21 protein-coding genes are annotated in these 20,076 nt (G+C 35.9%); 14 read left to right on the forward strand and 7 right to left on the reverse strand.

Annotated elements, in window-relative coordinates; all coding sequences use genetic code 11:
- The first annotated feature begins 167 nt into the window (after positions 1 to 167).
- From MYP_RS23855 to MYP_RS23890, 8 genes are all read left to right on the forward strand, one after another.
- The gene (locus MYP_RS23855) at positions 168 to 1,130 is read left to right on the forward strand and encodes a vWA domain-containing protein (RefSeq protein ID WP_045469614.1); all 963 of its coding nucleotides are present in this window, start codon (positions 168 to 170) and stop codon (positions 1,128 to 1,130) included.
- Complete coding sequence (locus MYP_RS23860; RefSeq protein ID WP_045469615.1) at positions 1,127 to 1,957, forward strand: tetratricopeptide repeat protein; 831 nt, start codon at positions 1,127 to 1,129, stop codon at positions 1,955 to 1,957. The genes MYP_RS23855 and MYP_RS23860 overlap by 4 nt, the downstream gene beginning before the upstream one ends.
- Positions 1,958 to 2,050: 93 nt before the next feature.
- The gene (locus tag MYP_RS23865; protein ID WP_045469619.1) at positions 2,051 to 3,229 is read left to right on the forward strand and encodes an acetyl-CoA C-acyltransferase; all 1,179 of its coding nucleotides are present in this window, start codon (positions 2,051 to 2,053) and stop codon (positions 3,227 to 3,229) included.
- Positions 3,230 to 3,289: 60 nt separating this feature from the next.
- Entirely contained in the window at positions 3,290 to 4,936 is a 1,647-nt protein-coding gene (locus MYP_RS23870; RefSeq protein ID WP_045469622.1) for a toxin-antitoxin system YwqK family antitoxin, read from the forward strand.
- A gap of 72 nt (positions 4,937 to 5,008) precedes the next feature.
- Positions 5,009 to 5,956, forward strand: a complete 948-nt coding sequence (locus MYP_RS23875; protein WP_045469625.1) for a phosphoribosylaminoimidazolesuccinocarboxamide synthase — start codon at positions 5,009 to 5,011, stop codon at positions 5,954 to 5,956.
- Positions 5,957 to 6,001: 45 nt separating this feature from the next.
- Positions 6,002 to 6,385, forward strand: coding sequence for an STAS domain-containing protein (locus tag MYP_RS23880; protein ID WP_028980209.1), 384 nt, complete (start codon positions 6,002 to 6,004; stop codon positions 6,383 to 6,385).
- 5 nt (positions 6,386 to 6,390) lie between these two features.
- The gene (locus MYP_RS23885) at positions 6,391 to 7,314 is read left to right on the forward strand and encodes a ribonuclease Z (protein ID WP_045469629.1); all 924 of its coding nucleotides are present in this window, start codon (positions 6,391 to 6,393) and stop codon (positions 7,312 to 7,314) included.
- Positions 7,311 to 8,090 carry a queuosine precursor transporter gene (locus MYP_RS23890; RefSeq protein WP_045469633.1) on the forward strand — a complete coding sequence of 260 codons (780 nt, stop codon included), beginning with the start codon at positions 7,311 to 7,313 and terminating at the stop codon, positions 8,088 to 8,090. Before MYP_RS23885 ends, MYP_RS23890 begins: the two co-directional genes overlap by 4 nt.
- On the opposite strand, the gene MYP_RS23895 is transcribed toward MYP_RS23890, so the two are convergent.
- Positions 8,087 to 8,842, reverse strand: coding sequence for a TrmH family RNA methyltransferase (locus MYP_RS23895; RefSeq protein WP_045469635.1), 756 nt, complete (start codon positions 8,840 to 8,842; stop codon positions 8,087 to 8,089). The genes MYP_RS23890 and MYP_RS23895 overlap by 4 nt on opposite strands.
- Positions 8,843 to 8,847: 5 nt before the next feature.
- Here MYP_RS23895 and tamL point away from each other — a divergent pair, with 5 nt between their 5' ends.
- The 3 genes from tamL to MYP_RS23910 all read left to right on the forward strand — a co-directional run bounded on the left by tamL (position 8,848) and on the right by MYP_RS23910 (position 12,843).
- Positions 8,848 to 11,256, forward strand: a complete 2,409-nt coding sequence (tamL, locus tag MYP_RS23900) for a translocation and assembly module lipoprotein TamL (RefSeq protein ID WP_052430480.1) — start codon at positions 8,848 to 8,850, stop codon at positions 11,254 to 11,256.
- Positions 11,257 to 11,361: 105 nt separating this feature from the next.
- Entirely contained in the window at positions 11,362 to 12,267 is a 906-nt protein-coding gene (gene hemF / locus MYP_RS23905; protein WP_045469638.1) for an oxygen-dependent coproporphyrinogen oxidase, read from the forward strand.
- A 3-nt stretch (positions 12,268 to 12,270) separates the two neighbouring features.
- On the forward strand, positions 12,271 to 12,843 hold the full coding sequence (locus MYP_RS23910) for a phosphatase PAP2 family protein (RefSeq protein ID WP_045469641.1): 573 nt from the start codon (positions 12,271 to 12,273) through the stop codon (positions 12,841 to 12,843).
- On the opposite strand, the gene MYP_RS23915 is transcribed toward MYP_RS23910, so the two are convergent.
- Genes MYP_RS23915 through MYP_RS23925 form a run of 3 tightly spaced genes read right to left on the reverse strand, consistent with a single transcriptional unit; the run spans position 12,830 to position 15,576 of the window.
- A complete protein-coding gene (locus MYP_RS23915; RefSeq protein WP_045469644.1) occupies positions 12,830 to 13,519 on the reverse strand; it encodes a LytR/AlgR family response regulator transcription factor in 690 nt (229 codons plus the stop codon). The genes MYP_RS23910 and MYP_RS23915 overlap by 14 nt on opposite strands.
- Before the next feature lie 48 nt (positions 13,520 to 13,567).
- On the reverse strand, positions 13,568 to 14,167 hold the full coding sequence (locus tag MYP_RS23920; RefSeq protein WP_045469647.1) for a riboflavin synthase: 600 nt from the start codon (positions 14,165 to 14,167) through the stop codon (positions 13,568 to 13,570).
- A gap of 8 nt (positions 14,168 to 14,175) precedes the next feature.
- Positions 14,176 to 15,576, reverse strand: coding sequence for a sugar transferase (locus MYP_RS23925; protein ID WP_045469650.1), 1,401 nt, complete (start codon positions 15,574 to 15,576; stop codon positions 14,176 to 14,178).
- A 158-nt stretch (positions 15,577 to 15,734) separates the two neighbouring features.
- Between MYP_RS23925 and MYP_RS23930 the strand changes: the two genes are divergently transcribed.
- Positions 15,735 to 16,379, forward strand: coding sequence for a protein-L-isoaspartate(D-aspartate) O-methyltransferase (locus MYP_RS23930; protein WP_045469653.1), 645 nt, complete (start codon positions 15,735 to 15,737; stop codon positions 16,377 to 16,379).
- Between the two features lie 53 nt (positions 16,380 to 16,432).
- Positions 16,433 to 16,909 (forward strand): acyl-CoA thioesterase, encoded by a 477-nt coding sequence (locus MYP_RS23935; protein WP_045469687.1) that lies wholly within the window; start codon positions 16,433 to 16,435, stop codon positions 16,907 to 16,909.
- A 78-nt stretch (positions 16,910 to 16,987) separates the two neighbouring features.
- Here MYP_RS23935 and MYP_RS26285 read toward each other — a convergent pair whose 3' ends face one another.
- The gene (locus tag MYP_RS26285; RefSeq protein ID WP_156140814.1) at positions 16,988 to 17,140 is read right to left on the reverse strand and encodes a lmo0937 family membrane protein; all 153 of its coding nucleotides are present in this window, start codon (positions 17,138 to 17,140) and stop codon (positions 16,988 to 16,990) included.
- A gap of 123 nt (positions 17,141 to 17,263) precedes the next feature.
- Positions 17,264 to 18,235 (reverse strand): deoxyhypusine synthase family protein, encoded by a 972-nt coding sequence (locus MYP_RS23940; RefSeq protein ID WP_045469656.1) that lies wholly within the window; start codon positions 18,233 to 18,235, stop codon positions 17,264 to 17,266.
- Positions 18,236 to 18,369: 134 nt separating this feature from the next.
- On the opposite strand from MYP_RS23940, the gene MYP_RS23945 reads away from it, so the two are divergent.
- Positions 18,370 to 18,981, forward strand: a complete 612-nt coding sequence (locus MYP_RS23945; RefSeq protein ID WP_045469659.1) for a hypothetical protein — start codon at positions 18,370 to 18,372, stop codon at positions 18,979 to 18,981.
- Between the two features lie 82 nt (positions 18,982 to 19,063).
- On the opposite strand, the gene MYP_RS23950 is transcribed toward MYP_RS23945, so the two are convergent.
- A partial coding sequence (locus MYP_RS23950) for a gliding motility-associated C-terminal domain-containing protein (protein WP_045469662.1) occupies positions 19,064 to 20,076 on the reverse strand: 1,013 nt, incomplete at its 5' end.

The raw sequence follows: 20,076 nt of genomic DNA on the forward strand, positions 1-20,076 counted from the left end.
CAACTAAATTCTAAAAATAATTAGAATAATTTCTCAAATTTTCAATATAATTCTATACTGCAATGGTTTACCCTCTTCTTTTCATCTTCTTTTCTTATATTTTTTTAATTTATTGTTCAAAAAAGCCTATTTTTCCACCCTGTTAATCTCAATTTTGTTCTGAACAAATGATCTGGAGTAAACCTATCGGTATTCTTGAATATACACTTATCGGAATTTTTCTCCTGTTTTACCTCATGTATTTTATCCGGATGATACTTGTTTCATCCAAAGTAAAAAGCAATATGAGGAGATCTTTCTATAAATTCTTCCTCCGCTCTGCTTATTTCGGAGCTTTCATTATAGCTTTCCTTGGACCTTCTTTCGGAGATACCAAAAAGGAAATTAAAACTACAAGAAAAGACATCTTCTTTGTACTTGATGTTTCGGCCTCTATGAATAGTAATGATGTACTTCCTTCCAGAATCGAAAAGGCTCAAAAAGAGCTTTCCAATGTTGCAGACCGATTAAACTCTGCCCGAATCGGCCTGATCACTTTTTCTTCGGATGCCAACCTACTCTGCCCTCTCACCTATGACAAAGATGCTTTCAAAATGTTCCTTCAGTCCATTACAAAACGACAGGTAGGCGGCACCTCTAATATAAGCTCAGGCATGCAACTTGCAATGGAAAAGCTTTCTGCAACTAAAACGAAAATTCACGATGTGGGAAAGTTTGTCATTCTTATATCTGACGGGGAAAATTTTGGAGCAGATCCGGACAAATTATTAAAGTTATTCAAACAAAATAAAATCTCCCTCCTCACCGTAGGTATTGGTACATCTTCCGGAGGCACCATACCTGAAACTTATGGACCTAAAAAAGATAAAGAAGGGCAGGAAATAATCACATCTCTACGATCCTCTGAATTGAAAAAACTTGCTTCAACAACCGGTGGTTCTTATTTCGAAACAAACGATAACAGAAATGATCTGAATTACCTTTCTGAACGGATCAACCAAATTGAAGGGGTGACAACAGGCTATCAGAAAGTTGATGCTACCGCAAATAAATACTTCTATTTCCTCCTTTTTGGTTTGTTTCTTATACTTCTGGATGTTTTAATCACTGTTAAAACCATTAGTTTATGAGACTGATACTTCTCGCAAATATATTTGTTACTATCTGGAGTTTCCTGAACAGATTTTCGGAAATCAACAATTATATTGACTCCGCAGAGCAGAACTTTCAGAAGGGCGAATATGAATTTGCGATAAAGGATTATTCAATTCTCATCAACAAGTACAAGATCAAGGATGAAGACATTCTGTTAAACCTTGCCCACAGCTATTATAATATTCAGGATACAGCCAATTCAAAAAAAATATATCATAATTTGTTGAACTCAGAAGATAGAATTACCAGATCAATAGCTCATCAACAACTGGCAAACGTCTTCTGGATGACTGGAAAAAAAAACAAAGCCATTTACCATTATACAGAATCTCTGAAAGCAAACACGGCCAATGAAATTGCCAGAATCAATTTTGAACTCATTCAGAAATTGATAAAACTAGAAGAGCAATATCAAACCGGAGTTGGATATAAAAAAGAAAAACAGGCTTCCAATCAGGAAAATACAGGAAAAGCATCAGATGAAAACCAGATTGGAAGTGGAAATTCAATAGGCAACTCTGGAAACAAAGGCGCTAATAATACAGAAAAATCAGCTTCAGAAGGAAGTGGAAAACATCAGGGAGGTCAATCCAATCCGGAAAATGAGAAAAATGAACTGAGAAATCAAAAAAATGGTAATAAGGAGAATGAAGACTTAATTTCTAATAGATTAAAAGCTGCTAATCTAAGTCTTCAAAGAGCAAGAGCAATTCTTGATGCTATGAAGCAAAATGAAATTCAGTACCTTCAGCAAAAACAAATGACCAAACCTGAAGACGCTCAGGATTTACCAGACTGGTAGCAAAATCAACTTAATCAGTAGCTTATAACAAAGTTTAACCGAATTGTATTTAGAGCGTACAAGCTAGCGTTGAATTTAAACCTAACATAGAATATGAAAGAAGTATATATCATATCAGCAGTGAGAACACCCATAGGCAGTTTTGGAGGCTCACTGGCAAATTTTTCAGCTACACAGCTAGGCAGTATCGCTATTAAAGGTGTTTTGGATAAATCAAAAGTCAAACCTTCGGATGTGGAAGAGGTAATCATGGGCAATGTACTTACCGCAAATCTAGGACAGGCACCTGCACGACAAGCAGCAATATTTGCCGGCCTTCCCACCTCTGTTGTTTGTACAACTATTAACAAGGTTTGCGCTTCTGGAATGAAAGCGGTAATGCTGGGTGCTCAATCTATAATGCTGGGTAATGCAGATATAGTAATTGCAGGGGGAATGGAAAGCATGTCTAATGTTCCATACTATGCAGACAGAGCAAGATTCGGATTACGTCTCGGACATGGCACGATGACTGATGGTATTATCAAAGATGGTTTGTGGGATGTCTATAAGGATTATCACATGGGCAATGCTGCTGAGAACACAGCCAGACAAATGAATATTACCCGTGAGATGCAAGATAACTTTGCCATTGAAAGTTACAAGAGGGCTGCAGAAGCCGTAAAATCAGGGGCTTTCAAAGAAGAGATAGTACCGGTAAAAATTGAGCAGAGAGGCAAAGAACCTTTGGTTATATCGGAAGATGAAGAATATACAAAAGTAAATTTCGAAAAAATACCAGGCCTTAAACCGGTCTTTGACAAGGAAGGTAGTGTTACCGCTGCAAATGCAAGTACGCTCAATGATGGCGCTTCTGCCCTGCTTCTGATGAGTAAAGAAAAATCTGAAAGCCTTGGTCTTAAACCTCTCGCATCTATTATAGGATTTGCAGATGCCGAGCAAGATCCGGAATGGTTTACCACAACTCCCTCCCTTGCTATACCAAAGGCTATCAACCTTGCAGGAATATCAGCTTCTGAAGTTGATTACTATGAAATAAATGAAGCTTTTTCTGTAGTATCCATTGCCAATAATATAAAACTTGGCCTGGATCCTTCAAAAGTGAATATTTATGGAGGTGCAGTCGCACTTGGCCATCCAATTGGTTGTTCCGGAGCAAGAATCATCACCACACTGACAAGCGTATTAAACAATAAGAATGGAGCTATTGGAGTTAGTGGAATTTGTAACGGTGGTGGCGGAGCCTCGGCTTTGGTTATCAGAAAAAATTAAAGTCTGACTAATTCTAATAGAAAATACAAAGTATACGTTCTGCTTAAAACTTTTCTTGTTATGTCCTTTTTATTCAGAAATGTAATTCTTCTTCTTGTACTACTGGCTGCCGTTCCGGCACTTGGCCAAAGTCAGAAGCTGATCTCTACCTATTATCCTAAATATGATAGTGCAGGAATGAAAATTCCTGTAAGAGAACAATATTATGTAAATGAAGATGACACAACAGTAAAAAACGGAAGCTATACTTTGTTTTCCCCGGAAGGAGATATACTTATAAAATCAAACTATAAAGACAACCTCCTTGATGGGACCTATGCCGAATTTTACGAAAATGATAATCCTAAAGTAAAATCCACATACTCCAATGGCAGAAAGATCGGAGAACAGCTAAACTACTCTATTCAGGGAACCCTCCTTTCAAAAGAAGTATATGAAAAGACTTCAGCTTCCGACCTTCAGCTTTATAAAAAATATGCTCCTTCCGGAAAGCTTACAGGCGAAGGCTTTGTCAAAAATGGTTTGTATGACAGTACACTTACTGAATACTATGAAAACGGAGCTGTAAAAACCAGGATAACATTCAGAGAAGGCAAAAGAAAGGGACCATTTTCTGTATTCGACCCCAAAGGTACTCTTTTACAGAAGGGCTTCTATGAGAATGATAGCCTCAACGGAATGATCACCTCTTATTTTAATAGCGGCAAGATCAAAAGCACTGCCATGTATAAGAAAGGAGCAGTAGATGGAATTGTTGAGGAATATTATCAGTCAGGCAAGGTACGCTCTGAGATTACTTATCAGGACAATAAGAAAAATGGGATAGCCAAAACCTTTTATGAAAACGGGAATCCTGAAACAGAAGAAAACTACAAAGGAGGATTCCCTTCCGGCTTCTTCAAGACTTATTATCCTGAAGGTGGAATTGAAACCGAATCTTTTAAAGATGGCAACAAAAATCAGATTAAATTTAAAAGATACAACAAAGCTGGCACTGTCATCTCGGAAGGAATCATGGTAAACGGTCAGCCGGAAGGAACCGTTAATTCATTTTATGATAATGGGGCGCCTAAAAGTGTATTTAACTACAAAGCAGGAGTTAAAACCGGAAAAAATGTTTCCTACCATGAAAATGGTAACATTTCAGAAGAAAGCATTATTAAATCAGAAGATGTCGGGGTCACACAAAACACAAAGCTGTATAATAAAGAAGGTAAGCTAATTCATCAACAACACTATATCACATTATCCGAGAAGTCAGCAAATGGCAAACGCAATTCGGAAAAAAATAAAAGCATTACAGGGGATCTGGATAAAATCAAAACAGGGGAATGGACTTCATATTGGGACAATGGCAAGCTTAAATCAAAAGAAATTTACGTCAATAATGCCATTCATGGAGAACGTTTAGTTTATGATTCTGAAGAACATTTAATCGAAAAACAATACTATTCCAATGGAATAAAATCTGGAGTATGGCAGGCCTTCTACCCTTCAGGAAAAGTAAAAAGCCAAACGACCTATAAAAACAGCACTCCATATGGTAATCATAAAAACTTTTTTGAAAACGGTCAGATTGAGTTTACCGGAAGTTATATCAATGGTAAGAAGACAGGCACCTGGAACTACTATAATGCTGAAGGTAAACAAGTTCTAAGCGAGCAATATAAAAATGACGTAAAAATCTCGGAAAAAATTTATAAGTAATCCCCACTAAAATTAACCTTGTGCCATCGTAAGGTTATTTTTTTTTATATTTTTGCTTTTCTGAATTATAGCATGAACGCAATAAAAGAAACCAACTTCTCCTTTCCCGGACAGACGGCATTTTACAGGGGAAAAGTAAGAGATGTCTATTCATTTGCAGATAAAATTGTAATGGTAGCATCAGACAGAATTTCAGCATTTGATGTGGTGCTCCCTGAGCCCATCCCCTATAAAGGACAGGTGCTTAACCAAATAGCATCAATTTTCCTTAAAGCAACATCCGATATAGTACCAAACTGGGTTAAATCCGTTCCGGACCCATCAGTGACAATTGGAATTAAATGCACAACCTTCCCTGTTGAGATGGTGATCAGAGGCTACCTTGCCGGTCATGCCTGGAGAGAATACAAAGCAGGTAAAAGGACGCTTTGCGGAGTTGCACTTCCTGAAGGTCTTAAAGAGAATGATCCTCTTCCTTCACCTATAATTACCCCTACAACCAAAGCAAGTGAAGGCCATGATGAAGATATTTCAAGAGAAGAAATATTAAAACAAGGGCTTGTATCTGAGGAAGATTATATTGTTCTCGAAAAATATACAAGAGCTTTATTCCAAAGAGGCACAGAAATAGCAAAAACCAGAGATCTGATATTAGTAGATACAAAGTATGAGTTTGGGCATACCGATGGAAAAATCTACCTGATTGATGAGGTACATACCCCTGATTCTTCAAGATATTTTTATGCAAAAGGTTACGAAGAAAGACAGAAAAAGGGGGAAGTTCAAAAACAGTTATCTAAGGAATTTGTAAGACAATGGCTCATTGAAAACGGATTTCAAGGTAAGGAAGGACAAAAAATTCCACAAATGACTCCGGAAATAGTGAATAATATATCGGAAAGGTACATTGAACTTTTCGAAAAAGTTACAGGGGAAAATTTCAAAAAGCCCAGTTCTACTGAAGATATTCAGGAGAGAATAAAGAAAAACATACTTAATGCAATAAATGCTAATAATTGATTTTTAAAAGATTTTTTATAAATTTAGATACCTAAGGGGAATTATATGAAATATACGATTGAAAAAACAGAGAAATACAGTCTTGTTCAGCTTCACGAAGAAAAACTGACTTCTGCAACTGCACCTGAGTTAAAATCAGAATTAGTAAAATTAAATGCAGAAGGTTCAAAAAACATCATTCTTGATATGAATGACGTGAAATATGTCGATTCATCAGGACTAAGCTCTATTCTTGTTGGAAATCGCCTTTGTGATAACGAACAAGGAATGTTTGTGTTAACCGGAATAAGCGATCATGTAATGAAACTGATTAAAATCTCCCATCTAGACAACATTCTTAATCTGATTCCAACAGTAGAAGAGTCTGTTGACGCAATATTCATGAATGAATTGGAGAAAAACCTTAGAGCTGAAAATAAAGAAGAATAATCGCATTGCCTTTTGAAATTAAAATACTAGGCTCTAGTTCAGCCACTCCTGTATTTAACAGGCACCATTCTTCGCAACTACTAACAATCAACAACCAGCTATTTCTTATTGATTGTGGAGAAGGAACACAACTCCAACTGATCAAATACAAGATCAGATTTACGAAGATAAACTACATATTCATCTCTCACCTGCATGGAGATCATTACCTCGGTCTCGTTGGATTACTGAGTACCATGCACTTAAACGGGAGGACCAAAGACTTATATCTCTTTGGTCCTCCCGGGCTGGACGAAATCATCACAATCCAGCTTAAACATTCGGAAACTTTCCTAAACTTTAAAATCATTTTTACCGAACTAGATACCACGACTCAAAAGGTTATCCTGGATTTGGAGAATCTGACTGTAGAGACTATTCCTCTGATACACAGAATAAACTGTTGTGGGTTTCTTTTTAAAGAAAAACCTAAGAAAAGAAAAATCGATAAAACCAAAATTCCTGATCATGTAACCCCTCTTCAGATAATTGCTTTAAAAGAAGGAGAAGATGTAATAGATAAAGAAGGTAATTTGCTAAAAAGTGAACAATATACGTTCCCGGCAAGAAAAAGTAGAAGCTACGCATATTGTTCCGATACAGCATACAACCCTGGCATGTTTGGACAAATAAAAGGTGTGGATATGCTTTACCACGAGGCAACCTTTCTGCATGACATGGAAAGCAGGGCAAAAGAAACTTATCATAGTACAACTCTTCAGGCAGCTTGGACAGCAAAGGAAACCAAAGTTAAAACCTTGTTGCTGGGTCATTTTTCGGCAAGATATAAGGATATAGAGCCACATCTGGCAGAAGCAAGAACTATATTCCAAAATTCCTTTCTGGCTGAAGAAGGTTTGGTATTCACAATAGATGATGAACCGTTATGAAAGATACGATTTCAGGAAAAAAGATGAATCTATTCATCTTTCTGACCGGAATTTTCCTCGTTAATGCGCTTACCGCTGAAATCATAGGACCTAAAATATTTTCTCTTGAAGCTCTATTGGGCTTTAAACCAGCTCAAATACCTTTTTGGAACAACATCAAACTAGACTTTAATCTTACAGCCGGGGCAATCATCTGGCCTGTTGTTTTTATAATTACAGACATTATTAATGAATATTTCGGAAAAGACGGAGTAAAAAAAATAAGTTATCTTGCTGCAATTCTTATTGCTTATGGGTTTGGAGTCATCTATATCGCTACAGATCTTCCTCCCGCCGAATTCTGGATTAAGATCAACAATACTGATCATACTGGCACTCCATTTAATATTGATTATGCTTACGGTAAAATCTTCAGGCAAGGCTTTGGAATCATGATAGGATCCATACTGGCCTTTCTGGTTAGCCAGCTTCTGGATGCATATGTATTTCATACCATAAAAAATAAAACAGCAGGCAAAGGAATCTGGTTGAGAGCTACTCTTTCAACTCTTATATCCCAACTCATTGACAGTTTTCTGGTACTTTATATAGCCTTTTATATCTTTGGAGGAGAGTCTCAATGGTCCTTGTCACAGATCTTTTCTATAGGAATCATTAACTATATCTACAAGTTTAGTGTTGCAGTTATACTGACTCCACTACTCTATGTTGCACATTATTTAATTGATATCTATCTGAAAGATCCTAAATCTGAAAATGCACTAGCTCTTGATTAAGATTTCCTTCTTCTTACATTATCAAGAATAACTGCACTTGCGACTGCAACATTTAAAGATTCCGCGCCACCAAACCGAGGGATTGTAATCTTATCTGTTACATACTCCTCGAGTTCCTTGTTTATACCTGAAGCTTCATTCCCTAATAGTATTGCACCTGTTTCAGGAAAATTTATTTTATGAATGTTATCACCATTGAGGAACGCACCAAAAACTTTCACGCCAGCATTATTTAATTCTTTAAGATAGATTTGCAGATTACAGTAGTACATATCTACACGAATAAATGATCCTTTTGTAGCGGAAATAACTTTAGGATTATAACGTTCCGCACATTGTTCGCTGCAAATTATTTTTGAAATCCCATACCAGTCTGCAATTCGAATCAAAGTACCAAGATTTCCGGGATCTCTAACCTCATCCAGTACAAGTATAAACTCTCCTTTATTTGCATTCAACGGCCTCTCCTCTTTCATTTTCACAATAGCTAATGCAGCATTATTACTTTCCAGTGTACCGGCTTCGCTCAACTCTTTCTCATCAGCATATTCATAGTCGACACAAGAAGATTTTAAGATAACTTCATTTTCTTCAAAAAAATGGCGCGTAACAAAAAGATGCTCAATCTTAAAGTCAGAGTCTAATAATTCCTTCACATTTATAGCACCTTCAACCAAAAACATTTGGTGCAGTTTACGGTATTTCTTAATTTGTAAAGATTTGATAAGTTTTTGTTTATTTCTGGAAATCATACCCAGTGCCGAATTTTAAGTCAATATATTATATTTTATTCATAGGAAGTACGCTTTTTTTTACCTTCGCCTGCTCACCGACAAAGCAACTTAAAGAAAACGAGTACCTTCTGTACAGACAGACCATTAAAGGAAACAAAAAAATTCCTTATGATGACCTCTCTGTCTACTATAAACAAATTCCTAACAGGAAATTTTTAGGCACAACGCCCTATGTTGCTATATACTATTTTGGAAAAAGAAATTATGACTCTTTAAAAATTGCTAACAAAAGAGATTCTGTTGAAAAAAAATTCGACAAAAAAATAGAAGCCACTCAAAAACCTAAAAAACGCAGAAGACTGGAAGACAGAAAAGAGAAACGACTTGAGGTTTTAAATAAAAATTTAAAAGAAGGCAACTGGCTCATGAGAGTTCCAGGTGAGCCCCCCATAATTTACGATTCCGCCCAAATGAATCTGACAGAAAAACAAATGAGATACTATCTTCATTCTCAAGGTTATTTTCTTTCAGATATAACTTCAAAGGTGGACACTTCGGGTAAAAAAATTTCCATCGTATACAAAATCCATGAAGGTGATTACTACAAGATAAAATCTATAAAATATTCAATAAAAGATAATAAGATAGACAGCCTGGTTAAAGCAAGCCTTAAAGATTCTCCATTGAAAGTGAATAACAGATATAAAGAATCTGATGTTTCCGATGAAAGAGAAAGACTTACAAAATTACTTAAAGACAATGGGTACTTCGATTTCAGCCGACAATATATATTCTTTAAATTAGATAGTACTATCGGCAAAAAAATGATAGCAATGGAAATCCTGATCCAAAACCCTTCAGGAAAGGATTCTCATGATCAATTTACAATCTCCCAGATCTATTTTAATACTGACATATCCTCTAGGAAGGAGAAAACAAGGGACACTGTTGAATACAGAGGAATCCATTATATATTTTATGACAAGCGTTTTTCTAAAAAGCTACTGAATTCCAAAATGAGTTTTCACCCTGGTGATCTTTACAACCAGAGCAAAATCCAGATAACACAGAGACAGTTGGGAAGTATGGATATGTATAGGTTTGTTAATATAAACTTTGAAAAAAATAAAGATTCGGCTCAAACGCTTACTGCTTTTATAAATACCAGCCCTCTGCAAAAATATCAGCTAACGCAAGAATATGGAGTGAATGTTGGGCAGGCCCTGGTTCCGGGTCCTTTCGGAAACATCACAATCAGGGCAAGAAATTTCCTGAAAGGATATGAAGTTTATGAAACCTCGTTCAGATATTCTATTGACGGGCAATACGGGTTTTCAGACTCAACAGGAGTTTTCAAAACTCAGGAATATGGAGTTAATACCAGTGTTTCCTTTCCTCAGATTTTCATTCCTACTCAATTAAGATTTAAATTCAAAGAATATGCTCCGAGAACAAAACTGCTTACCGGATATAATTTCGTAATGCGCCCAGAATATACGAGACAAACTATCAGGGGTGCATTGACATATAGCTGGATGCCTAGTATTTTTAAACAATACAATGTTTCTCCAATTGATATCAATATAATTAACTCTGTAAAGAGTACCAACTTCACAAATTACCTTGCTAAGCTAGATAGTTCCGGAAATAAACTAAGTGTCAGCTTCAGGCCTGCTTTTGTTACAAGCTTCAATGCCTATTTCGTCTATAATAACAGTGAATTTGGCAAGATCAAAAAATCAAAATATTTCAAGCCTTTTGTTGAAATCGGAGGATTAATTCCTGCGCTTTTAAGACAGACAGACTCTACTCTCTTTGGTTTGCAGTACTTTGAATTTATACGTCTAAATTCTGACCTGCGGTTTTATCGTCCTGTGGGCAAAACCAATGTAATTGCCACCCGAATAAATGCCGGCATTGCCCGACCTTTCGGGAATTCAGCAAAAAATGGAAATTTTGTTTTACCATATGAAAAATATTTCTTTGCTGGAGGAAGCAATAGCATCCGAGCCTGGAGACCTCGCCGACTTGGCCCCGGCTCCTATAAAGATCCTATAAACGGTTACAAATTTGAACAACCCGGAGAAATTTTACTTGAAGCAAGCTTAGAATATCGATTTAATATTTTCAGCTTTTTTGATGGAGCAGTTTTTGCAGATGCCGGAAACACATGGACATTTAACTATGACGAAACGAGACCCGGAAGCCAGTTTAAATTTGATTCTTTTTACAAACAAATCGCTTTATGTATTGGCTATGGTATCAGACTCAACTTTTCCTTCCTGATACTCAGATTTGATATTGGATCGAAAATCTACGATCCTGGAGAACCTGAAGGAAAAAGGTTTATTGCACAAAAATTAATAAAATATCCTCCATTTGGAATTGCAAGTCAGACAGCTCTTAACATTGGTATTGGTTATCCATTCTAGCATTGATTAAGACTTCTTCTTGACACTAATCAAATTTTAAAAGAAATTGCATACGTAAACACAAGTGGCTCATATCAAAAAACTGCAACAAATAGAATAGTATTAATGAATAGAACAGAAATAGAAGGCTTCTTTAAAGGGTTGCAAGAAAGGATAACTACAGCATTGGAAGAATGTGACGGTAAAGCATTCTTTGAAGAAGATATTTGGACAAGAGCTGAAGGCGGAGGCGGCAGAAGCAGAGTAATTCAAAATGGAAATGTCTTTGCTAAAGGAGGAGTTAATTTTTCTGCAGTATGGGGGCCAGCTCCAGAAAAAATCACGAAAGCTCTGCAAGTAAATGGGAATGAGTTTTATGCTACCGGAGTTTCTATTGTAATTCACCCACAATCTCCTATGGTACCTATTATCCATATGAATGTAAGGTACTTTGAAATGAATGATGGGACCTGGTGGTTTGGAGGAGGGATTGATCTTACCCCCCACTACATCAACTCTGAAGATGCAATATATTTCCATAAAAATCTAAAAGAGGTTTGTGACCGCTATCATTCATCATATTATCCTCAATTCAAAGAGTGGGCAGACAACTATTTCTTCATCCCTCACAGAAATGAAACCAGAGGAATAGGAGGTATCTTCTTTGATCGCCTTTCAGAAGACCGGGAAAAAGGAATTTCGAAAGAAGACAGGTTTGCATTTGTTAAAGCTGTTGGAAATCTTTTTGCTCCTTTGTACATAGAAATTGTAAATAGGAACAAAGAAAAACATTACTCTGAAGTTGAAAAAAAATGGCAAAGCCTTAGACGCAGCAGATATGTAGAATTCAATCTTGTGTATGATAAAGGAACCAAATTCGGACTTGACACCAATGGTAGGACTGAATCTATCCTTATGAGCATGCCCCCATCTGCAAATTGGGAATATAATTATTCCCCTCCAGAAGGAAGCAGAGAAGCTGAAACAACTTCCCTGCTTAGAAAAGGTATCAATTGGGCATATAATAAATAACAAATGCTGGAAACATTAGACAAGTGGGATAAAGCTTTAATGGTTTATCTCAATACCCTTCACTCTCCCGCACTTGATGGTACAATGATCTTCCTTTCAGCCAAAGCTGTCTGGATACCATTGTATTTACTTATTATTGGAATCATAATTAAGATCTACAGAAAAAAATCCATAGTTGTCATTTTAATCATTATTTCACTAATCGGTGCAACGGATTTCATTACGTCATCTATAATAAAACCTCTTGCTAAAAGAGAAAGGCCTTGCCATGACAAGGAAATTCAATCAACACTTTATGTCCCAATTGGCTGTGGAGGAACATACGGATTTGTCTCTTCCCATTCCGCCAACACATTTGCTTTGGCAACAATTTTATTGCTTATTTCCAGAAAAAAAATCTGGGCATTGCTCTATTTATGGGCTTTTTCAGTTGCTTACAGCCGCATATATCTCGGGGTTCATTATCCGGGAGATATTGTGTGCGGAGCTTTTATTGGTATTATCCTTGGCCTCCTATTCTTCATGCTTTATAAGAAACTGAATAAAGAAAGCCACAGGTCAACTACAACAAATTAAGTCGCCCCATAAATTCATCTTTATAAGAAGCACCAATAGGAATCTGCTTGTTATTGATGAGAATGAAAAGATTTTCTATTGCCTCAATTTTATCAGTATTGACAATATATGATCTATGTACCCTCGCGAAGTTTTCTTTAGGCAGCCTAGCCTGGAATCCCTTCATAGTAGAGTGGACAATGTATTTATTGTTATTTGAAGTGAAGATCATTATATAATCAGCCAATGCTTCAATATAAAGGATATCTGCCAGATTGATTTTCACAAACCTCTGCTCGCTTCGAACATATAGCTCATTTCTATTGGTAAGACGAATCTGCTGCATTTCCAGCATTTCCTTTACCTTTCCTACTGCAATTAGAAATCTTGCATAAGTAAGAGGCTTTAGCAAATAATCTACAACTTTATATTCAAATGCCTCTGCTGCATGATCTTTCTTAGAAGTAATCAGCACAACCAACGGAGGATCATCAAGTGATTTAATAAGTTCATACCCAGACATCTCGGGCATTTCCACATCCAGGAATAGAATATCTACTTTTGTTTTACTTAAAACATTTGCAGCTTCAATTCCACTAGTGCAAACACCAACGAGCTTTAAGGAATCTGTTTGCTGAACGAAATGCTGGACCATATTTCTGGACATTTCTTCATCATCGACAATTAAGCAATCCATTAGTTCTTGGGAATTTGTGTTACAACTTTAATTATGATTAATTTAAAACTAAGAAAACCTGTCTGCAAGTATTTTTTGAATATATTTTCCTAAAATATCAAACTCCAGATTCACTATAGCCCCTTTTTCAACAAATTTAATATTGGTATGTTCAAATGTATAAGGAATGATGGCAACTGAAAAAGAACTTTTTCCAGCATTTACAACAGTTAAACTTATCCCATTTACACAAATAGAACCTTTTTCTACAACGATTCCATTTTTAGAAGGATCAAATTCAAATGTATATAACCAACTTCCATTATGATTAAGAACCTCCTGGCAAATACCTGTTTGATCTACATGACCTTGTACTATATGGCCATCAAAACGACCGGAGGCAGGCATTGCCCTTTCCAGATTTACAAAATCACCCTGCTTAAGAGTTCCCAGATTAGTTTTATTTAAGGTTTCCTCAATAGCTGTTACGTCAAAAGTATTATTTTGTCTATTGACATTTGTGACGGTAAGGCAAACTCCATTATGGGAGACACTTTCATCAGGTCTCAGATCATTTGCAAAATTAGCTTCAATTTTGAACCTGAGATTTCCTTGTAAGGCTTCTACGGAAATAACCCGTCCCAACGTTTCAATAATTCCAGTAAACATATAAAAATTTATTTTCCTCTGCCCTGAATCATAATGAGAACAGTGTAAAGTATAATTCTGAAATCCATTGCCAGAGACATATTTTCAATATACAAAATATCGTATTTCAGTCTTTTAACCATTTGATCCACATTTTCAGCATATCCAAATTTCACCTGACCTAGAGAAGTTATTCCCGGACGTACTCTGTGCAAATGAATGTAATGTGGTGCGTGTTTTACTATCTGGTCAATAAAATAATGCCTTTCAGGCCTTGGTCCAACCAAAGACATTTCACCAATTAACACATTAAAAAATTGAGGAAACTCATCTATCCTGGTTTTCCTCATAAATTTTCCCCAGGGAGTAATTCTAGCATCATCTGAAGAAGATAAGGCTGGCCCCATCATTTCAGAATTCACATACATACTTCTGAATTTAATAATTTTAAAAGGCTTACCATCTTTACCAATTCTCTCCTGCAAATAAAATATTGGCCCCTTAGAGGAGTATTTTGTCATAAGAGAAACAAACAACAAAAATGGAAAACCTAAAGTCAGCACAATAACGGCCGCCACAATATCTACCCCCCTCTTCACAATTTTCTGCCATAAAGGAATAAGATCCTGATTGATCTCAATCAAAGGAACTCCGAAAACCTGATGTATTTTCACAGAACCTAATAGCAAATGATACACATCCGGAATAATACTAATTCTTATTTTTTTACCTGTTAAAAGTCCTAAAATTTCAGAGATCCTATCATGTTCATTAGGCTCTACAGCAATAATTACATGCTCTATTTTATTTTCAGAAATTATGGTACTCAGGGATGTATAGCTCCCCAAGAATGTCAAATCCTGCTCCATTTCCTTCCCGTTCTCCTGATGAACTCTTACAAATCCAATTACATCAATCCCAATTACAGATGCATTTTTCTGAACTTCAAGAAGTATATCTTTAGCTCGCTTGTCTGAGCCAATTATAATACCTTTAAAACTCAGTTTCTTATTTTTTATAAGTTTTTTTATTCTGGTGATTAAAGCAACCCTGAAAAAAGTAGTAAGCGTAAATTCTGTTAAGAAATATGTGAAGAAAGTTTTATAGTAAGCTGTATACCGATTGACCCCAGCATCGTCTAAAAAGAGAATAAAAAAGACTAAAACACAACCTAAAAATGTAGTTGTTAGTAAAAGTAAAACTTCTTTTACCCTTGATTTCTGATATATATCTCTATAAAATCCAAAAAAAGCATAAAATACCACCCAATAAGTACCTATAATCAATGAATTTCTGATTAAAAGCATAGTAAACTGCCTGCCACTTTCATCCAGTATATATTTTCTCAAAAAGAAAAAAAGTAGCCAGGCTATCACAGCCGCTAAAAAATCTAATGTAACATAGCTAAAGATATGGTATTTTTTTTTCAACTTTAAAAAGTCTTTTATTTTACAAACTATTTTAAATTCCTGAATATTGTTCTTCTTTTTAAAGTAAGCGGAGTTAAAAAATATTCACTTTGGAATAATTTACTCAAAAATATAGTTTTTTTTATAAAGGTTAAAATTTAAAATTTAAGTGTTTAATCATGGAGGATAATTATAAAACGCAAGGGCTGAGAAGGCAATTGATTAAAAAACTGAAAGACAAAGGAATAAACAACGAAGAGGTTTTAAAAGCTATTGAAAAAGTACCCCGTCATTTTTTCTTTGAGAAAGCTTTCCTTGAGCATGCCTATGAAGATAAAGCATTTCCAATAGGAGAAGGACAGACAATTTCTCAACCTTATACAGTTGCTTTTCAAACTTCACTATTGGAAATAAAAAAAGGGGATAAAGTTCTTGAAATCGGAACAGGATCGGGATATCAGAGTAGTGTACTTCTAGAACTGGGTGCGAAGCTTTACACAATAGAATACCTTAAACCTCTGTATGAAAAAGCGAAAGCTTTTTTACACTCTCAGAAATACAAAGTTAACGTCTTTTGCGGGGACGGCACTCTTGGTTTACCTCAATTTGCACCTTACAACAAAATTCTAGTCACAGCTGGAGCTCCACACGTACCTGAGAAGCTAGTTGAGCAGCTCGCTCCGGGCGGAATACTTGTCATTCCTGTCGGTAACGAGGATACTCAACATATGGTCAAAATCATTAAAACTTCAGACAACCAAATAAAACAGGAGCAACATGGTATTTTCCGCTTTGTTCCTTTGACCGGAAAAGATGGTTGGTAATTAAAACCCTTATTAAAAACTTGAAAAAATTCGCTTCTGAATCTCTGGTAACCATGACAGAATTGGTTTTACCTAACGATACAAATCCACTGCATAATCTGATGGGAGGAAAAATGATGCACTGGATGGACATTGTTTCTGCCATTAGTGCACAAAAACACTCCAACAGTGTTGTTGTAACTGCCTCTGTCGACAATGTATCTTTTTCCAGTCCGATTAAACTTGGTAATGTAGTAACTTTAACAGCTAAAGTAACAAGATCATTTTCCACTTCTATGGAGGTACACATCGAAGTCTGGGCAGAAGACATACCTTCAGGAACTAAGATCAAGAGCAACGAAGCCTTCTTCACTTTTGTAGCAATGGATGGAAATGGCAATCCGAAAAAAGTTCCAGAACTCGTTCCAGAGACTGAGAAAGAAAAGAATTTTTATGAAAGTGCAATGAGAAGACGAGAATTGAGACTTGTTCTGGCTGGAAGATTAAAAGCACAAGACGCAACTGAACTTCGATCGCTTTTTAAAGAATAAAAACTAAAACAGAGGCTTCTTATATTGAGCAGCCTCTGTTTCTCTTTTAACTGGAATTTTAATTCTTCTTATATTATATCAGGCTCCTCTAATGATTCTAAGGAGAAATGCCACGACGGCCAAAACTAAAAGTACATGAATGATCCCCCCTACTGCGTCTCCGAATCCGAGAAAACCTATTAACCACAAAATTACCAAAACCACAGCAATGATATATAAGAGATTTCCCATAAATTTTAAATGTTATTATTTCAAATAATTAGACATATTTTATTAACCTCTCTATAAAAAAAAATGTTATAAAGGGTTTGAATCTTCATAACATTTTTAACTAAAGTGGAAATTTCTTTATCCTTACCAATCTAATAACCAGGCAAATATAAGCGGAGCAACTATTGTAGCATCAGATTCAACTATAAATTTAGGGGTTGTGATATCTAACTTTCCCCAAGTAATTTTTTCATTCGGTACTGCACCTGAATAAGAGCCATAACTAGTTGTAGAATCGGAAATCTGGCAGAAATAACTCCAGAATGGAATATTTTCCATTTCCATATCCTGATACAGCATCGGCACTACGCAAATTGGAAAGTCACCTGCAATTCCCCCACCTATCTGAAAGAATCCAACCCCTTTTCCTGAAGAGTTTTTTACATACCAGTCAGAAAGCCACATCATATATTCAATACCAGACTTCATTGTTGTGGCTTTGAACTCTCCTTTTATACAATAAGATGCAAATATATTTCCCATTGTAGAGTCCTCCCACCCTGGTACAATTATCGGAAGATTTTTTTCAGCCGCCGCCAGCATCCAGCTATCCTTTGGATCGATTTCATAATATTGCTCGAGCTCGCCTGATAACAATATTTTATACATAAATTCATGTGGAAAATAGCGTTCGCCCTTATCGTTTGCATCTTTCCATATGTTATAAATATGCTTTTGAAGTCTCCTGAAAGCCTCTTCTTCAGGAATACAGGTATCGGTAACCCTATTATAATGATTTTCAAGTAATTCCCATTCATCCTGTGGACTCAAATCTCTATAATGAGGTACTCTTTTATATGAATTATGTGCAACTAAATTCATAATATCTTCTTCCAGATTGGCTCCTGTACAGGAAATAATCTGAACCTTATCATTTCTGATCATTTCAGCCAGTGACTTTCCTAGTTCTGCAGTACTCATTGCACCAGCCAGAGTAATCATCATCTTCCCGCCTTCCAACAGGTGAGTTTCATAACCTTTGGCTGCATCTACAAGAGCTGCCGAATTGAAATGCAGATAATGCTTTTCAATAAATTGAGAGATAGGACCTTTCATTTAATTTTCAAATTATACTCGATGTTTATTTTCTTTCTCTAGAATTTTGCGCAAAGATAACCATTCGTTTCTCCTTTAAAAAGAAACTTACCGATAGGTTATTCACTTCGTGTCATTTTTATTAAATTAGTATCATGAGTCTTAATAATTATCAACTGAACCCGGAAGCTGTTCAAAATTTATTCAATGATTATATTTATATCATTCCTGAAAAATCTTCTGATCTGATTATTAAAAAACAATCAGACCTGCCTTCTGCTCCCGCAATTCCTAAAATAAGCCAGGAGCCTATTGAGGTAAAAAAAGAAGAAAACAAACCGCTTAAGGATATTAAAAAGGATGATTCATTTAATTTAAAAGAACTCAAAAAAGAGCTTTCGTCAACAAAGATATTCAAAAGAGCAATTATTATTATCAATGAAGAAGATGCGACTAACGAATTAAAAACGTTCCTTTTCAAAATACTTCAGGCCGTAAAACTATCCGAGTCAGACATACATTTACACATTCACCCTAACGGCAGCACAGTTGACCTGAATGGAGTTTTAAAAGATTATTCATCATCAAAAGTACTTTCTTTCGGAACTCATATTTCTCCTGAATACAAAACAGAACTCAATAAGGAAACAATATATACAAAGGAGACAAAATTATTCCAAACTTTTAGTCTGAAGGAATTGATTAGTGACACAGAAAAGAAAAAAATACTTTGGGGAAATCTCCAAATAATTTTTCCTGCTAAATAATTTCAGAAAAATAAATTCTTTTAAAATTAAAAAGGCTGTTTCTAAAAACAGCCTTTTTAATTTAATTTCTCTTCTACTTTAATTAACGCTTAAGTAAAACAGAGCCTTGCTTTACGTGAGGTACTTTGTACTTACCTGAACCTTCATAAGTAACTGTCCAAGGATATACCCCCTGCTCCATAATTTTATCCAGATAATAACCATCCCATGACTTTTCCATATCATTGCTTTGGAAAATTATTTCACCCCATCTGTTGAAGATTGTAATATTAAAATTTTCAACATGGTGACCAAAAATCTGATATACATCATCCCTGCCATCTCCATCCGGTGTAAACACATTCGGGAAGAAAACTTCAGGAGCACATTCTTCAATAACTTTCACATCTTTCTGAGTACTACAATTAGTCATTGAATTTATTAAAGTCAATTCATAAATACCAGGTACTGTAACGGGCAATATTTTTGAAACTATATTACCTGGCATCCAAAGGTAAGTATCTCCTCCTGTACCTTTTCCTTCAATAGAGAACGATGGATCAGTTAAAGGACAGAAGGTAATTTCTGAAGGCATATTAATTACCGGTACTTTGTTTATACTAACGATTACTGGATAAATAGATGAGTAACAACCATTCTCATTACCTTTTAAATAATAGGTACCCGTAGAGACCGATTTAGGATTTGTAATAGCAACAGTTCCTAATGGATCACTCCAATATGTAACAACCAGACTTGAAGAAGTTCCGCTTACAACGCCAGGAGCTGTCAAATCAACTAGTTCAGGTTCACATGCCATTATACTACCTTGAACTATAAGTATAGGTGTTGTATTTACCGTCACTGTTACTGGCTGAATATCAAAACAACCGGTTGCAGCAACTTCGCCTCTTATGTAATAAGTCCCTGATGTTGCTATTGCTGAAGGTGTTCCTAGTGCTGTTGTTCCCGCTGCATTTGTAAAGTATGTATAAGTCAATCCGGCTGTTGAACCAGTTGTAACTCCTGCTCCTGTAATGCTCACTGTAGCAGGTGAACATACAGCTGCAGGATTTGTAACTACTACTGTTGGAGTTGGATTAACTGTTACTGTTA

This window comes from Sporocytophaga myxococcoides (assembly GCF_000775915.1).
In the GTDB taxonomy this organism is placed as follows: Bacteria; Bacteroidota; Bacteroidia; order Cytophagales; family Cytophagaceae; genus Sporocytophaga; species Sporocytophaga myxococcoides_A.

What these genes read in the sequence shown, in the direction of transcription:
- MYP_RS23940 (WP_045469656.1), bottom strand. Translation starts at nt 18,235, where the DNA reads ATGAAAGGTCCTATCTCTCAATTTATTGAAAAGCATTATCTGCATTTC.
- MYP_RS23920 (WP_045469647.1), bottom strand. Translation starts at nt 14,167, where the DNA reads ATGTTTACTGGAATTATTGAAACGTTGGGACGGGTTATTTCCGTAGAA.
- MYP_RS23865 (WP_045469619.1), top strand. Translation starts at nt 2,051, where the DNA reads ATGAAAGAAGTATATATCATATCAGCAGTGAGAACACCCATAGGCAGT.
- MYP_RS23945 (WP_045469659.1), top strand. Translation starts at nt 18,370, where the DNA reads ATGAGTCTTAATAATTATCAACTGAACCCGGAAGCTGTTCAAAATTTA.
- MYP_RS23875 (WP_045469625.1), top strand. Translation starts at nt 5,009, where the DNA reads ATGAACGCAATAAAAGAAACCAACTTCTCCTTTCCCGGACAGACGGCA.
- MYP_RS23935 (WP_045469687.1), top strand. Translation starts at nt 16,433, where the DNA reads ATGACAGAATTGGTTTTACCTAACGATACAAATCCACTGCATAATCTG.
- MYP_RS23930 (WP_045469653.1), top strand. Translation starts at nt 15,735, where the DNA reads ATGGAGGATAATTATAAAACGCAAGGGCTGAGAAGGCAATTGATTAAA.
- MYP_RS23910 (WP_045469641.1), top strand. Translation starts at nt 12,271, where the DNA reads ATGCTGGAAACATTAGACAAGTGGGATAAAGCTTTAATGGTTTATCTC.
- MYP_RS26285 (WP_156140814.1), bottom strand. Translation starts at nt 17,140, where the DNA reads ATGGGAAATCTCTTATATATCATTGCTGTGGTTTTGGTAATTTTGTGG.
- MYP_RS23890 (WP_045469633.1), top strand. Translation starts at nt 7,311, where the DNA reads ATGAAAGATACGATTTCAGGAAAAAAGATGAATCTATTCATCTTTCTG.
- hemF (WP_045469638.1), top strand. Translation starts at nt 11,362, where the DNA reads ATGAATAGAACAGAAATAGAAGGCTTCTTTAAAGGGTTGCAAGAAAGG.
- MYP_RS23895 (WP_045469635.1), bottom strand. Translation starts at nt 8,842, where the DNA reads ATGATTTCCAGAAATAAACAAAAACTTATCAAATCTTTACAAATTAAG.
- MYP_RS23915 (WP_045469644.1), bottom strand. Translation starts at nt 13,519, where the DNA reads ATGGATTGCTTAATTGTCGATGATGAAGAAATGTCCAGAAATATGGTC.
- MYP_RS23870 (WP_045469622.1), top strand. Translation starts at nt 3,290, where the DNA reads ATGTCCTTTTTATTCAGAAATGTAATTCTTCTTCTTGTACTACTGGCT.
- MYP_RS23855 (WP_045469614.1), top strand. Translation starts at nt 168, where the DNA reads ATGATCTGGAGTAAACCTATCGGTATTCTTGAATATACACTTATCGGA.
- MYP_RS23860 (WP_045469615.1), top strand. Translation starts at nt 1,127, where the DNA reads ATGAGACTGATACTTCTCGCAAATATATTTGTTACTATCTGGAGTTTC.
- MYP_RS23880 (WP_028980209.1), top strand. Translation starts at nt 6,002, where the DNA reads ATGAAATATACGATTGAAAAAACAGAGAAATACAGTCTTGTTCAGCTT.